We start from the raw sequence: 13,104 nt of genomic DNA, 5'->3' as shown, positions 1-13,104 counted from the left end.
GTTGCGGGAGGAACGGGTTAGCTGTTCCGAAGTCGAGGTTTCTGCATAGCCACAGGTCTATAGCATACCCCAATCGACCCCGTTCGCCTGCCGGTCACGCTCATCCTCAAGGTTATCACGGCGGTCACCGATGGTCAGATGGCGCGGGTTCACGCAGCGACGGTTATGGCAGCGGTGCCGGATCACCTGATCGCGGGTGGCGGCAAGCCGATGAAGGATGCAATAAACGAACCTGTATGCGCGATCCTGTTGTCCTCGGAATCGTAGCTTTCTCGGTCCAACAGTTGGCGTGACCCAGCAGCCGTTTTCATCTTCTTCAGTTTCATTTAACAGCTCCTCTACTCTCTCAGTGGCTTCTTGGTGATGGTTGGCGATCAGTTCCGTGTACCATTCTTGATGCCGATCCATCGCGATGAACAAAGGCGCTCTCATCAGATGATCTCCACTTCGTCTTCATCTGGGTCGATGGGTTGGTCATAACCAACCGAACCTCTCACCCGTCCACCAGCGACCTGATAGTCGGGATGAACCCAGACCGTCCGGGCATGATCGACACCACCCCACTTCACGTTTTCAGAACGCCATCGAAGTTCAGGCATCATGTGACGAATGCGGTTCTGATTGGTCTTCAGATCTTCGATGAATAACTTAGTCAATTTCTCCTGAGGTATGGCGAAGCGACCAAGCCCATTGATATGCTCCTCGAGACGAACCAGAAGCACCTCCCGAGACGCACCCATGATCTGCTGCATAACCGGTGTTTTGATAAGCGACAGGTTCAGTGAGCGGGGGTTAAAGTCATTCGACTGACGGTGCTCCATCAACCCGTTATAGAGCCGAGCGACATTCTCCGGTTGGTCCATCCATGCGTTGAACTCGCCAATGAAGTTACCGAAGTTTTCAGCCTCTGGCCCGGACGCATGTCCATCATGATCAACCTCGACCACGTAGTAACGACGATCACCGCCCTCAATCCAAAGCGGAAGATGGTTGGTCGTGAAGACGAAACAGCAGCACTGATCGACCTTTTCGACCTCTCGCCCCTTGGCCTCCGAGACTGTCACCCGTTCTGTGATGTAAGTCTTCAGGGTGTTCCCTTGTGGTGAATCCGGCTTCAGTTGAAGTTCCTCTGATACCACAAGCTTACTGTCCAGAATCGGCTTGTTGAACTTCCCGGTCAGCTTGGCAACGCTGTTTTGCGTGATCGAGTTTTCTTCCCCGAACAGCTTGGTGATCAGGGTGCAGAGGGTGCATTTACCTGTCCCTTTAAATCGGGAGTAAAAGAACAAAGCCCAAGCTAGTTTCTCAGCCTCATTCTGAAGACCCCACGAAACCCAATCCTTGACGACGCGGCGGTCAGCCTCGTGGCCGAAGATACGCTCAAGAAACCGATCGAACATAGTCGTGTCAGCGTCGGCCACTGCAAGGTCGCGATAGGCCGGTTCATTCCAAGCGTTGAGAGCAACTGTATCGCCCTCAGGTATGATCGGCTCTTTGATGTCGGGGCGGCATTTCGTAGTTCCGTTCCATATCCGAACATTCTGGCTAGGATCATCGTGGATTTCTTCGAAAGCCCGCTGAAACACCGCTCGCACATGGCCTGGAGTAAACTCCATCGTGGGGTAGTTGCTCCGCATCCTACCCAAGCAGATACGTTTGGCCTCCGCCTGCGACAGAGGATGTGAGGGACGTTCAGGTAGATAGAACTGATTTTTATAGCGGACAACCCACTTGCTGATCTGCCGAGCAAGTAATGCCACGTCCTTTTCGATATCAGTTGCCGCCTCAGGTAGAGTTGGGGCGTTCCGGATCACACGGTAGCAAGGTCGACAATACGGACAAAGTGGGTGTTCAAGGAACCTTTTAAAGTGCCTTTTCAATGAACTTTGAAAAAAGCTCACCCTGCGAATTGATCCTAAGTTTCGCGTAAATGTTGCGTCTGTGGATGCGGACTGTGCCTGGAGAGATGCCGAGAATTGTGCCGACAGCTTCTGCCGAATGGCCCTTCAATGTGAACTCAACAACTTCTCGTTCTCGTGGTGTCAGAACGCCATCGCCAAATGCCTGGAATGCTAGATCGACACGACGACTAACGCCATTCGCTGCGGCGCCGCGGGCCATCGATGGAAAGTCACTCCAATGTTTGCAACAGGCTGCCCGAACGAGCGGCCATAGAGCGTGCAAATGGCGAATTTCCTTGGCGGAAAAAGGCTTCTCTGCTCGCATGAGCGAGACCACAACCATCCCAGCGCTTGGGATATCGATAAAGTAGCCAATCTCCTCTGCTAACCCAGTCCTTTTGTAATAGCTGCGATAGTATTCGCCCTGATAGAACCTGTCCGGTGCGATATCGCGCATGCGGTACAGACCCGGTGTTATCGGTTTTGTCGCGGCCAAAAAAAATGGATCAAGTACGTAGGGCCCGGCTTGGTAGTCCTCAACAAAAATACGCCGTTTGCTTTTGGGGAAATCGTCGTGAAGGTCTATTGGTGCTTCGGTTCCGACATGGCCAAACACTACAGTAAAATCGAATGGCGCGACCTGCCGTAAGCCATCTGCTAAAACACAGGGAAACTCTGGGGTTCCGATCTTCTCCACGACCCTGCCGGCCTCCTCCATCCAATCGTACACACGCAGCTCCAGATTTTCGAAAAGCACCCCTATACCCCAATTGTGGTATATACAGTTATTCCGAGTTATTGTTACTTTTTTCTTGTTTGAGTGGTATGCCAGTAAATGCCAAAAAATCAAGCAAAAGGAAAACGGCAGTATATGAGCTTTGACATGAGCGTCACCATGCAGACGATTGCGGAACTCCGAGGAGTGACCAAGACCTTCGGGAATGTGGTCGCTGCCAAAGACCTGAATCTTTCCATTGGGAAAGGAGAGTTCCTGTCATTCTTAGGCCCATCTGGTTGCGGCAAAACCACTGCACTTAGAATGCTGGCAGGTTTCGAGAAGCCAACCGAAGGTCAGGTGTTGCTCGATGGAGAAGTCGTCAACGACTTGGATGCGCACCATCGCCCAGTCAACATGGTGTTTCAGCACTACGCTCTTTTTCCTCACCTGAGTGTGTTCGACAACATCGCGTACGGCCTGCGCCAACAACGACCACGCGTAGACAAACAAACAATCGCGACAAAGGTTGAGCAAGCGCTGGAAACTGTCCGTCTTGGTGGATTTGGCCCACGTCGCATCTGGGAGATGTCTGGTGGTCAGCAGCAACGCGTCGCTTTGGCGCGTGCGATCGTAAACGAGCCCAAGCTTTTGCTGCTCGATGAACCAATGGCTGCTCTGGATCGAAAGCTTCGAAAAGAAATGCAGTTTGAACTGCAGAACCTGCAACGACAACTAGGAATAACTTTTGTCCTCGTCACGCACGACCAAGAAGAAGCGCTTTCAATGTCCGACCGAATTTGTGTGATGGAAGGCGGCAGTATTGTGCAGGTAGGCAGCCCACGTGAACTCTATGACATGCCCCGCAGCCGCTATGTGGCAGGATTTGTAGGCACCTCGAATTTCTTTGATGCAACCGTAACTGACGCAGCAGCCGAGCAAATCACTGTGCGTTTAGCGAGTGGCCAAAAGGTGCACGGAACTCCGGAGATCCCAATCGATGTAGGGCAGGTAGTGTGCGTCAGTATCCGCCCTGAACAGATCACGCTGACCCGCGCGCTACCCGCAGATGAAATCGCTCTGCCAGTTACCATTCAAAATCGGATCTTCCTTGGGGAGCACACAGAATACCTTGCGCGCAACGAAGCACTGGGTGATTTCCACGTACTTGTGCCAAGGCAAGCGGAATTGAACGAGGGGACGTTCAATGCGGGAGAGCAGGCCTTTGTTTCATGGGGCGAAGGCGCACTGCTGATCCTGGAAAATTAACAAATCCCGCAATCCAACAACAGAGAGGTTCACAATGACCAAGGATAATGGGACTATTTCCAAGCATAAGTTCATGGAAGAGCTTCGCCGGTACCAAAAGGGTTCGGTCACACGGCGACATTTTTTGGGCGTGACAGGTCTTGGGATGGCAACGGCCGTTCTGGGCACGGCTATGCCTGGGTTGCGTCCACGCCCGGCATTTGCTGCCGGAGACATTGGCGACCGAGTGATCCTCGCCACGTGGCCGAACTACCATGACGAGATGAACTTCGAAGCCTTCACGGAAGCCACTGGCGCTCATGTTCAGGTCAATGTTTTTGGCTCGAACGAAGAGATGTTGGCAAAACTGCAGGCAGGTGGGTCTGGTTGGGACGTTTTCGTACCGACGAACTACACGATCACTACGTATGTGGGCGAAGATCTGATCATCCCGCTCGATACGTCCAAACTGCCAAACTACGACGCAGGTTCATTCGAACAACGCTTTTCGGATGCCGGCTCTGTCGATGGCCAACTTTACGCGGTGCCGAAAAACTGGGGCACGACCGGCTTTGCAGTGAATACTAGCAAGCTTGACGGCGCTCCGACTCCAACCACATGGAAAGAGTTCTGGGACCTTACTATGGAAGGTTACTCAGGTCGGACAATGGTGCATGATTACCAACTCACCACCATCGGTAATGCCCTGAAATACTTCGGCTACTCCTTCAACTCGGTCGATGAGAAGGAACTGGCCGATGCCGAGAAATTGTTGCTGGATGCTAAACCGCATCTGTTTGCAATCTCGTCGGACTATCAGCCACCGATGCGTAACGGTGACGCCTGGATGACGATGTGCTGGACAGGTGACGGCAAGCAGATGAATGTCGACATGCCTGAAATCGCCTACGTTCTGGGAGCTGAGGGCGGTGAACTCTGGTCCGACTACTACGCTATTCCTAAGGGCGCACCCCATATGGATGCCGCTTATGCCTTGATCGACTTCCTGCTGAACCCGGAAGTTAATGCGAAAGAAGTCCTCGCTCATGGCTATCCATCGGCTGATGCTCGCACCAATGCGTTGCTGCCGAAGGAATTGCTGGAAGATCCGATCCTTTATCCGGCAGCTGACCTTCTGAGTGCGCTCGAGTTCGGCGCGGCGGCTACGCTAACCGATCCAAACCGTGCCGAGTTGCTCGCCCGCTTCAAGTCGGCCTAAGCGGCAAGGCCGCCAATATCGGAAAAGACGAGGACAATATGACCGAACGAGGCAGAAAAGCACTGTTGCTGGCACCGGCAGGAATATGGCTTTTGGTAATGCTTGCCCTTCCTCTGCTGGTCGTCTTCGTCTTTTCCTTTGGCGAACGGGGTGCCGCCGGAGGCTATGTTCCAGCGTTCACGTTGGAACAATATGCCAACCTTCCTGCGCGATGGACGGCGTTTAAGAACACTTTGATCCTTGCACCTCTGGGGACTATCGCTGCGTTGGTAATTGCCTACCCGCTCGCCTACTTTCTTGCGGTGCGTTGTCCACCAAAGTGGAGAACTTCGCTGTTGATCCTGGTGATCGTGCCGTTCTGGACATCGATCCTGATCCGGTCATACGCATGGATTTTCATCCTTGGGGGGCGTGGCTTGCCCGCTTTACTGGAGTCGATCGGCATCGATGATGTCCGCCTGATAAATACGCCGTTCGCCGTGCTTGTTGGGATTGTCTATGGGTATCTACCTTTGATGGTTTTCCCAATTTTTGTAAGCTTGGACAAACTGGATAAACGCCTTCTGGAAGCCTCGGCTGATCTCGGCTCTACCCCATGGCGTACGTTCCGTCAGGTGACACTTCCTTTGTCGGTACCTGGTATCGCAACTGGCTGCATGCTGGTCTTCATCTTGCTGATGGGCGAGTTTCTGATCCCAGCGATCTTAGGTGGCGGAAAGGTCTTTTTCGTCGGAAATGCGTTGGTGGACCTGTTCCTGCAGTCTCGAAACTGGGCGTACGGATCGGCGGTCGCAATGACTCTGGTTGTCGTAATGCTTGTCACTGTCTCAATTTACATGAAATTCATCTCGCGTCTGGGTGGCCAGCGCGAAGATGTCTCGCTGATGTGAGGATCCGATGCGCTTATACGCGATTTGCGTCTACCTTTTTCTCTATATTCCCATCGGCATCATCGCGCTTTTCAGCTTCAATGCCGGACGACACGCAAGCCAGTTCATGGGTTTCTCGACCCAATGGTATGGCAAAGCGCTCAACAACCCATTTGTTATGGACGCGCTCGAGACCAGTCTGCTTGCAGCATTCATAACTGCTTGCCTCGCATCCACTCTCGGAACTATGGCTGCCATCGCTTTACAAGGGGTTAAGGGATGGCTCCGAACTTTGTTCGACGCGATGATTTATGTTGCGATAATGATACCCGGTATCGTCATCGGTATCGCGACGCTCATTGCCTTGGTTACCGTATTCGGCTGGCTTAACCCAGTTCTTGCCAGCCTATGGCCCGATGGAGCAAATCCCCCGCAACTTTCCATGGGGATGCCCACGCTTGTCGCTGCGCACACCATGTTCACAATGGCGCTGGTCATAATCATCGTACGTGCAAGGCTATCGGGTATGGACCGCGCGCTCATGGAAGCTTCGGCGGACCTCTTTGCGACGCCCTGGGGCACCTTTCGGCAGGTGACACTGCCGTTGATAGCCCCGGCAATTTTGGCGGGCTTCCTGCTCAGCTTCACTTTCTCATTTGATGATTTCATCATCGCGTTCTTCGTAGCTGGCTCAGAAACAACCCTGCCAATCTACATATTCTCATCCATCCGGCGCGGCGTAACGCCCGAGATCAATGCCATAGGCACTATGGTTATGGGCGCGTCGCTCTTGCTTCTCGTTACTGCGCAACTTCTTTTGCGCCGAGGCGCCTCAAAATCGAATAGTTAAATAAAGGAGCCAAGTGACATGCGGCTTGCAGGTAAAGTCGCGCTCGTGACGGGCGCGGGATCGGGAATTGGTCGGGCGGGTTCAATGGCAATGGCGCAAGAGGGTGCGCATGTCATGGTAACGGATCGCGATGCAACACTTGCTGACGCCACTGTGGCCGAGATCATTGCACAGGGAAATCAAGCATCTGCCTTACAGCTTGATGTAACCGATGACGATGCCCTTACCAAAACCATAGACGAAGCAGTTAAAAACTTCGGTCGGCTTGACGTGTTGCACTCTCATGCTGGGTTACAGATCGAAGGAACGCTGGAAGAAGTGGAACCGGTTGGAATGGATGCTTCTTGGGCATTGAACGTCCGCGCCCACTTCATTGCCGCGCGTGCAGCCGTCCCCCATATGAAATCACAAGGTGGAGGCAGCGTGATCGTCACTGCTTCCAATTCTGGCGTTCAATACGACCGGGGTATGATCGCCTATGCGACCACAAAGCACGCAGCTGTTGCGATGGTCCGGCAGATGGCAGCCGATTACGCTGTCCATGCAATCCGTTTCAATGCCCTTTGTCCAGGATTTGTGGACACCCCCTTCAATGCAGGCTTCGAGAAGCAGATGGGTGGCCGTGCCAAACTGGAAAGCTACATCGAGCAGGCGATCCCTATGAGCCGGTGGGCGACAGTTGAAGAGATTGGCCATGGGATCGTCTATCTAGCTTCAGATGAATCCGCTTTTATGACTGGGCAAGCCTTGGTTATCGATGGCGGTGAATGCATTTAGTGATGGGTTGGACCACTCAAGAGAATGTCTATCGCCGCACTTCATTTTTTGCGAGCACATTTCAGTCCGCTTTGGGCTCAGCTCGGCCCGTTGCTCGCGCGGCAATACCGTTGTGATCGGCTGATCGAGACCGGCCATAGGAGGATCGGGGCAAGTCTTTGATCTTGTGTCATGTCGTTCAATGCACGGACGTTGGGAAATCAGGAGCCATAGTTCGCGCTTCAGGCGGCGAAACCAGGGAGTGAGCCCAAATTGTCGAATACTGCGGAGCCGTGTTAATGTCTGCATACGATGCTCTGGAAGCCAAAATGACCAAACACCCCAGTCAAGTGAACGATGAAAGACCCGCCATTCTCTGTGTTGCAGGCTTTGGTGACAATGCGAGCATGTTTGAAGGTTTGGCTGACACCCACCTCGCCAACAGCTATCGTTTGCTACCCATCAATCTTCCGGGATTTGGCGCTCAGCCTCTGGCAAAGGCAACAACTCTTGAAGCACTTGCACAAACCGTCGCCGACAAAGCGATCAAGCACGGAGCTGAGATCATTGTCGCTCATTCGGTTGCTTCAATCATAGCCTCCCTGGCCGCCAAAAGGGCCGACTGTCCTTTGACAACCATTATTTCTCTAGAGGGTAATATCACCGCCGAGGATGCCTATTTTTCTGGAACTGCCGCGGACTACAGTGATCCGGTTGCGTTTCGTGCAGCTTTTCTTGAGCGGCTTGATGAAATGGCGAAAACGGCACCAATCATCCGACGGTATCGTAATGAAGTATCGAAGGCCGATACTCTGGCGCTGTGGCAACTCGGCACCGACGCACGGCATTTTTCAGCAGGCTGCGTGCCCGGCGAGCTTTTGCAAAGCGCGGCAAATGTGATTTATCTCTACAATCCTGACAACTGTCCGGACAGCACCGTCCGGTGGCTGGAAGAAAACAAGATGGATCGGATTATTCTCGAAAACGCCACTCACTGGGCGAGCGTAGATCAGCCCAAAAGGCTTGCGGAAATGATTGCTGAGGCACTCCACCGATAGGCGAACGCAGCCGTTCACAATTGGATAGATGAAAGTTGGCTTTGTATTGGATTTCCGCAAGAAACGGGTCGCGGTGTCGCGGTCACGTAAGCTAATCCGTTAGGTAATAGTTAGTGACGGATTCAGAAGACATGACAAACCAACCCATGCCAGCAATGGATTTTACAGCCAGCGTCATGCTGCTTTTGCTCGCCGCGGTTTGGGGCGGGTCGTTCTTTTTTGGTGAAGTAGCCCTGTCAGAGGTGCCACCACTTACAATTACATTGCACAGGGTTTTTTGGGCGGTTCCTATTCTTGCGCTAATCGTCATATTCAAAGAACTGAGTGTTCCACGCACCCCTCGGGCATGGGGCGCTTACCTCGTAATGGGGGCGCTCAATAATGCCATTCCGTTCTCGCTGATCTTCTGGGGGCAAACGCAAATCGACAGCGGGCTGGCTTCAATCCTAAATGCAACGACAGCAATGTTTGCAGCGGTCGTGGCGGGTTTGCTTCTTAAGGACGAGCCCTTGACTCCGAAGAAGATAGCAGGTGCTGCACTGGGTATTTTGGGGGTGGCCTTCATTATGGGGCCAAGCGCATTGACCGAGTTCAATCCGAGCAATCTGGCACAGCTGGCTATTCTTGGGGCGACGCTCTCTTATGCATTTGCCGGTGTATGGGGCAGGACTGCTCTTTCGGGCCAACCACCGCTGGTGAATGCGCTTGGTATGCTGATCGGCAGCACAGTGCTTATGATCCCGATTGTTCTCGTGATGGATGGCCCCCCAAACTTGGCTCTGTCTTCTGGCGTATGGGCTGCGCTTCTTGGGATGGCCGCACTATCAACAGCACTGGCCTATGTTCTCTATTTCGCAATCCTTGCGCGCGCAGGTGCTGCCAACCTTCTTTTGGTAACCTTACTGATTCCACCGTTCGCTATCGGCCTTGGCGTTTCATTCCTGGGTGAAAAGATGGAGCCAGAGGCTTGGGTCGGGTTCGCCATCATTGCCCTTGGCTTTGCTGTAACCGACGGCCGGCTTTTCTCCCGCTTTGTCAGGCGCAAGCCCCAACAAGCAGAATGAGGCGCTTTCTAGAATACTATTGACCACCACATTACGGAGTGACGATCCTCGCCGTCACCAACTGACCCGGCCAAGCGTCGGGTCTATTTTTGAGTAGCGGACACCCCCAACCCGCCAGCACCAGCGACCCCCGTCAGCCCCCGGAACGAGACTCGCCAGCGGTCGTCTCAGCACCAGTGGGCGGGTCTCTAGTGGTCTCGCAGCGGCCTCTCTAGCGGTCAGAAATGCCCCGTGCTCACTCGTCCTTTGTCCTCGTTCCGCGCTTCGCAAAATGCCCCCGAAACCGCCCCAGTTTCTCGGAGGGTTTAGCCCCAAGAGCCTGTTGTCGTTCTATGATTGCGAATTAACCATAAGCGTGCAAATTTCACTCGGTTCGTGCAAATCGATGTAAATAAGTTTGTCTACTCACACTGCATCGAAGATGCTACCACCATCTGTGCATTTCTATTGAAAGCGCAGAACACTAGTTTTCCTCAGATAATTGCTGCTGGCTTTTTGTATCGAGCCTCGGGTGGTTGATGCAAAGGCCGCTTCTAGGGTTCGCTCCAGATTTGTTGGTTCCGTTCCCAGATCTTCTCGCCAATCAGGCAGTCATAGTCTGAGGGTGAGGTATATTGCGCCTTCATAACCTCTCCTGTTGCAGGCGCTGACCCAATTTCCAGTACCAATTTTCGTCGTACGGCCTCCGCAAAGCCCTGCTAGTCAAGCACCGGGACTACGAATAAACCAGGTCCGCCTGTCACACAGTTCTGGTAGTAGACGTCAAGATCGTCGAAGTGCCACTGACTCCCCATACCTTCTTGGGTCATCAGCGGTAACCCATTTATAATAATCGACTTCGACAATACTGCCTCACGGGCCCGCAAAACCGGGCGGAAGTTGCGAAACATCAGCCGCGACAGCTGGTGAGGTCCAAACAAGGCCCGAAGCAAGTACAATCGCGGAAACCAAACCTTTCGACTGGCGCACTATTTGGGAAGCTGGTTGGAGGGTGGCATCAATTGCACTGATCATACCTGTAGTCCCCGTACTCCAGCCAGTTTGCCGAGCCTTCGCTAAAAATCAGAAATTCGGACCTGTCTTCCCCAAGCAGGGCGACGACAAATCCGGCCGGTGGCTCGGAGTTTCCGAAGTAACTGTGGGCCGTCATGGCTCTGATTAACTCGCCGTTGACCGTTACTCGTGCGTCCCACTCCCCCTCCGGGTTTTCCAAAATCATGGGTTCGATCACGCGTTCTATCGCTCCGCCTCCACAATAGACGATGCCTTCGGGTGCTTCGTAGGAGGCTCCCTGGCTGGCATCCGAAGCACATTCAGAACGAAGGGACCGAATTGCCGCGCTGGAACCTTTTAAGTCGAAGATTCCATAGCTGACATCTTGATCAATCATCGACAAATTAACCGATGCATTGGCCGCAAGCTGGTCCAATACAAAACCATAGTCCTGCTGACTATTGAAACTGATCTCGACGGGATAATTGTCAACGATCTGCAACACAGCGTTTTCAGCGCCAACCTGAAATGCCCCAACCTCGGTGGTGCCGTTCTTCAAAAAACGAATGGAAAGCCCTTGCTTCTCCGCAATGTCCTTGCTGTCCTCATATCCAGCTGGAGCAAAGCGAATACGGTTACACTGAAGCTCCAGCGTCATGTTTCCGGTCTGAATAAATGCATTGGGATTAGGCCCGGAACTGAACGACCACTCCGCCGATGCTGTGGTCGCCATTGCCATCATTAGCGTTCCAATGGAAATCGGTCGGAAACCATTTTCTCTCTCCATGGTGTTGCGGTTTGCACTTTCATTCAGCAGAGATTCCGACCTGTTGCCCCCACAGCGAGGTCAGGAAGCAGGTGCGCCGTATTCGTTTGCGCCTTCTTGGGAAGGTCGTGTCAGCCACCAGATCATCAGAATGGACAGAACGAATTGCAGAATTGAGACAACGACAATACCGGTCAAGCCCAGGACTGCCGCGGGTCCTCGCAATGCATCGGGGTTTTCGGTCCCTTGCTCCAATACCGAAAAGAACGCCACCCCACCCAGCATAACAAAAAGCGTTGTAATGCTGAGCGCCATCGGCAGCAGCAAGTACCAACCAGGTCGTCCTGTATCATGCAGCCTCCGCCAACCGGCGGCTAGCATTGGAATGAGAACGGCCAGTTGAAAAACAGAGGACAGAACCCGAGATCCTTGGCCTGTTTCGGGGTTTGTCCCGAACAGGATCGAATCCAACCCGGCAAAAACGGCACTTACGAGAACCACAAACAAGAAGAACCACCAGTATTCTGAGCGTATAGCCCGCCCGGAGAACTGGAAGTATTTCGAGAAACACGTTTTAACTGCTTCACCGAATCCCATCTTTCATTCCTTTCTCAGTTTCTGTGCGGCCTCAAAACATTTCGCCGCTCAGGAGAACACACTCTCCCCTCTGGGGACTCCCACTTACTTTTTTGTTTGAAAGCAGAAGCCTATCGTACGAGAGCGTAAAGAAGTTTACGCGCGGAAAAAGTATTGATTTATGAAAAAATATATTCGAACATACGAATTCGACACAACTTTTTTTACCTCCGTTGTTGTCGCTGTCGCCCGATCTACCGGGCCCTTCCGACTGCTGGAGTGAGTGCCGGCGGTCGGAAGGCACTTCACAATAATCTGGCTTGGGAGAACACGATGCTCAGACTTAACGTACTCGCCCTCTCTCCCAAGTTCGCTCTAGCTTTTACCAGTGACGTCATACGGCCATCACACGTTGTTGGCGGTCTCGGTAGTCAAAGTAAAATCGCTCTGCCCGCCAAGCCCCCCGCGGCAAGTTTTTGGGAAAGGTAGTCAAAGGATCGAGGTGTGTTCTGTTGGCTGCACAGACGCCAAAGCTTCAAACATGCGCATCCAATTTCACTAATTTCAAAGGAACCTGAGGGAGAAAAAAATGACTAACAAGAAGGTTATGATTGCAGGCGTGACATGTTTCGCATTGCTTGCAGCCTGCGACGACACGAGTACGTCCAGCGCGTCCGCCGAGCTCACGCCCGCTCAGCAGGCATGTTTACGGGATGTAGCCAACACGACGAACAATTCGCAAGTCGTGGTGCTCTCATCCGCGTTTAGCGAGGCGGGAACACAAGTCACTGTAGGCGTTGGTGAGGATCGCGCTCCGTGGAATTGCATTGCCTACAGTGATGGCGCGACAGCTGGTATCGAGTTCCTTGGCGACGAAGGCGCATTGTAGTCTGTTCGCTGTGTATCTCGAAAGCACCAGTCGTGATCAAATTTGAATAACGGCAAGCTTAGACATTCAAACCTCGTAATAGGATTGGGTTTTAACATGCTCAATCATGCTAAGGTTGTAGAAAATGTCCGTAACCAACTCGGTTGTAATTGCGATCATTTGCACTTTTGTGGCCATTGTTTCAGTTCCAAAATACAGCA

Annotated in this window: 14 protein-coding genes; 8 read left to right on the top strand and 6 right to left on the bottom strand. The window is 52.8% G+C overall.

Annotation, left to right across the window (positions count from 1 at the left end; translation table 11 throughout):
• Nucleotides 1–57 precede the first annotated feature (57 nt).
• The 3 genes from AC2FFF_RS17280 to AC2FFF_RS17270 form a co-directional block, all read right to left on the bottom strand.
• Entirely contained in the window at nt 58–432 is a 375-nt protein-coding gene (locus AC2FFF_RS17280; RefSeq protein ID WP_496870816.1) for an HNH endonuclease family protein, read from the bottom strand.
• Complete coding sequence (locus AC2FFF_RS17275) at nt 432–1,616, bottom strand: primase-helicase family protein (RefSeq protein ID WP_496883011.1); 1,185 nt, start codon at nt 1,614–1,616, stop codon at nt 432–434. Before AC2FFF_RS17275 ends, AC2FFF_RS17280 begins: the two co-directional genes overlap by 1 nt.
• 247 nt (nt 1,617–1,863) lie before the next feature.
• Complete coding sequence (locus tag AC2FFF_RS17270; RefSeq protein ID WP_281973628.1) at nt 1,864–2,619, bottom strand: helix-turn-helix transcriptional regulator; 756 nt, start codon at nt 2,617–2,619, stop codon at nt 1,864–1,866.
• A 153-nt stretch (nt 2,620–2,772) separates the two neighbouring features.
• On the opposite strand from AC2FFF_RS17270, the gene AC2FFF_RS17265 reads away from it, so the two are divergent.
• The 7 genes from AC2FFF_RS17265 (at nt 2,773) to AC2FFF_RS17235 (ending at nt 9,680) form a co-directional block, all read left to right on the top strand.
• A complete protein-coding gene (locus AC2FFF_RS17265; RefSeq protein ID WP_281973627.1) occupies nt 2,773–3,885 on the top strand; it encodes an ABC transporter ATP-binding protein in 1,113 nt (370 codons plus the stop codon).
• Between the two features lie 34 nt (nt 3,886–3,919).
• Nucleotides 3,920–5,083 (top strand): ABC transporter substrate-binding protein, encoded by a 1,164-nt coding sequence (locus tag AC2FFF_RS17260; protein ID WP_281973626.1) that lies wholly within the window; start codon nt 3,920–3,922, stop codon nt 5,081–5,083.
• Nucleotides 5,084–5,121: 38 nt separating this feature from the next.
• The gene (locus AC2FFF_RS17255; protein ID WP_496883010.1) at nt 5,122–5,973 is read left to right on the top strand and encodes an ABC transporter permease; all 852 of its coding nucleotides are present in this window, start codon (nt 5,122–5,124) and stop codon (nt 5,971–5,973) included.
• Between the two features lie 7 nt (nt 5,974–5,980).
• Nucleotides 5,981–6,802: an ABC transporter permease gene (locus AC2FFF_RS17250; protein WP_142638984.1), complete on the top strand. Its 822-nt coding sequence runs from the start codon at nt 5,981–5,983 to the stop codon at nt 6,800–6,802.
• Nucleotides 6,803–6,820: 18 nt separating this feature from the next.
• Nucleotides 6,821–7,579: an SDR family NAD(P)-dependent oxidoreductase gene (locus AC2FFF_RS17245; RefSeq protein WP_142638985.1), complete on the top strand. Its 759-nt coding sequence runs from the start codon at nt 6,821–6,823 to the stop codon at nt 7,577–7,579.
• A 278-nt stretch (nt 7,580–7,857) separates the two neighbouring features.
• Nucleotides 7,858–8,616, top strand: a complete 759-nt coding sequence (locus tag AC2FFF_RS17240; protein ID WP_142638987.1) for an alpha/beta fold hydrolase — start codon at nt 7,858–7,860, stop codon at nt 8,614–8,616.
• Between the two features lie 131 nt (nt 8,617–8,747).
• The gene (locus tag AC2FFF_RS17235; protein ID WP_281973625.1) at nt 8,748–9,680 is read left to right on the top strand and encodes a DMT family transporter; all 933 of its coding nucleotides are present in this window, start codon (nt 8,748–8,750) and stop codon (nt 9,678–9,680) included.
• 698 nt (nt 9,681–10,378) lie between these two features.
• Here the strand turns inward: AC2FFF_RS17235 and AC2FFF_RS17230 are convergent.
• The 3 genes from AC2FFF_RS17230 to AC2FFF_RS17220 all read right to left on the bottom strand — a co-directional run bounded on the left by AC2FFF_RS17230 (nt 10,379) and on the right by AC2FFF_RS17220 (nt 12,036).
• The gene (locus tag AC2FFF_RS17230) at nt 10,379–10,570 is read right to left on the bottom strand and encodes a DUF1194 domain-containing protein (RefSeq protein ID WP_425595613.1); all 192 of its coding nucleotides are present in this window, start codon (nt 10,568–10,570) and stop codon (nt 10,379–10,381) included.
• Nucleotides 10,571–10,677: 107 nt separating this feature from the next.
• Nucleotides 10,678–11,460, bottom strand: a complete 783-nt coding sequence (locus AC2FFF_RS17225; protein ID WP_281973624.1) for a hypothetical protein — start codon at nt 11,458–11,460, stop codon at nt 10,678–10,680.
• A gap of 60 nt (nt 11,461–11,520) precedes the next feature.
• The gene (locus AC2FFF_RS17220; protein WP_142638993.1) at nt 11,521–12,036 is read right to left on the bottom strand and encodes a DUF805 domain-containing protein; all 516 of its coding nucleotides are present in this window, start codon (nt 12,034–12,036) and stop codon (nt 11,521–11,523) included.
• A gap of 568 nt (nt 12,037–12,604) precedes the next feature.
• On the opposite strand from AC2FFF_RS17220, the gene AC2FFF_RS17215 reads away from it, so the two are divergent.
• Nucleotides 12,605–12,904, top strand: a complete 300-nt coding sequence (locus tag AC2FFF_RS17215) for a hypothetical protein (protein ID WP_281973623.1) — start codon at nt 12,605–12,607, stop codon at nt 12,902–12,904.
• Nucleotides 12,905–13,104 lie beyond the last annotated feature (200 nt).

Source organism: Ruegeria sp. YTSA226 (assembly GCF_059609905.1).
This window is presented reverse-complemented; position numbering and strand designations above follow the sequence as displayed.

What these genes read in the sequence shown, in the direction of transcription:
- AC2FFF_RS17260 (WP_281973626.1), top strand. Translation starts at nt 3,920, where the DNA reads ATGACCAAGGATAATGGGACTATTTCCAAGCATAAGTTCATGGAAGAG.
- AC2FFF_RS17275 (WP_496883011.1), bottom strand. Translation starts at nt 1,616, where the DNA reads ATGGAGTTTACTCCAGGCCATGTGCGAGCGGTGTTTCAGCGGGCTTTC.
- AC2FFF_RS17240 (WP_142638987.1), top strand. Translation starts at nt 7,858, where the DNA reads ATGTCTGCATACGATGCTCTGGAAGCCAAAATGACCAAACACCCCAGT.
- AC2FFF_RS17225 (WP_281973624.1), bottom strand. Translation starts at nt 11,460, where the DNA reads ATGGAGAGAGAAAATGGTTTCCGACCGATTTCCATTGGAACGCTAATG.
- AC2FFF_RS17230 (WP_425595613.1), bottom strand. Translation starts at nt 10,570, where the DNA reads ATGTTTCGCAACTTCCGCCCGGTTTTGCGGGCCCGTGAGGCAGTATTG.
- AC2FFF_RS17215 (WP_281973623.1), top strand. Translation starts at nt 12,605, where the DNA reads ATGACTAACAAGAAGGTTATGATTGCAGGCGTGACATGTTTCGCATTG.
- AC2FFF_RS17220 (WP_142638993.1), bottom strand. Translation starts at nt 12,036, where the DNA reads ATGGGATTCGGTGAAGCAGTTAAAACGTGTTTCTCGAAATACTTCCAG.
- AC2FFF_RS17235 (WP_281973625.1), top strand. Translation starts at nt 8,748, where the DNA reads ATGACAAACCAACCCATGCCAGCAATGGATTTTACAGCCAGCGTCATG.
- AC2FFF_RS17255 (WP_496883010.1), top strand. Translation starts at nt 5,122, where the DNA reads ATGACCGAACGAGGCAGAAAAGCACTGTTGCTGGCACCGGCAGGAATA.
- AC2FFF_RS17270 (WP_281973628.1), bottom strand. Translation starts at nt 2,619, where the DNA reads ATGGAGGAGGCCGGCAGGGTCGTGGAGAAGATCGGAACCCCAGAGTTT.
- AC2FFF_RS17265 (WP_281973627.1), top strand. Translation starts at nt 2,773, where the DNA reads ATGAGCTTTGACATGAGCGTCACCATGCAGACGATTGCGGAACTCCGA.
- AC2FFF_RS17280 (WP_496870816.1), bottom strand. Translation starts at nt 432, where the DNA reads ATGAGAGCGCCTTTGTTCATCGCGATGGATCGGCATCAAGAATGGTAC.
- AC2FFF_RS17250 (WP_142638984.1), top strand. Translation starts at nt 5,981, where the DNA reads ATGCGCTTATACGCGATTTGCGTCTACCTTTTTCTCTATATTCCCATC.
- AC2FFF_RS17245 (WP_142638985.1), top strand. Translation starts at nt 6,821, where the DNA reads ATGCGGCTTGCAGGTAAAGTCGCGCTCGTGACGGGCGCGGGATCGGGA.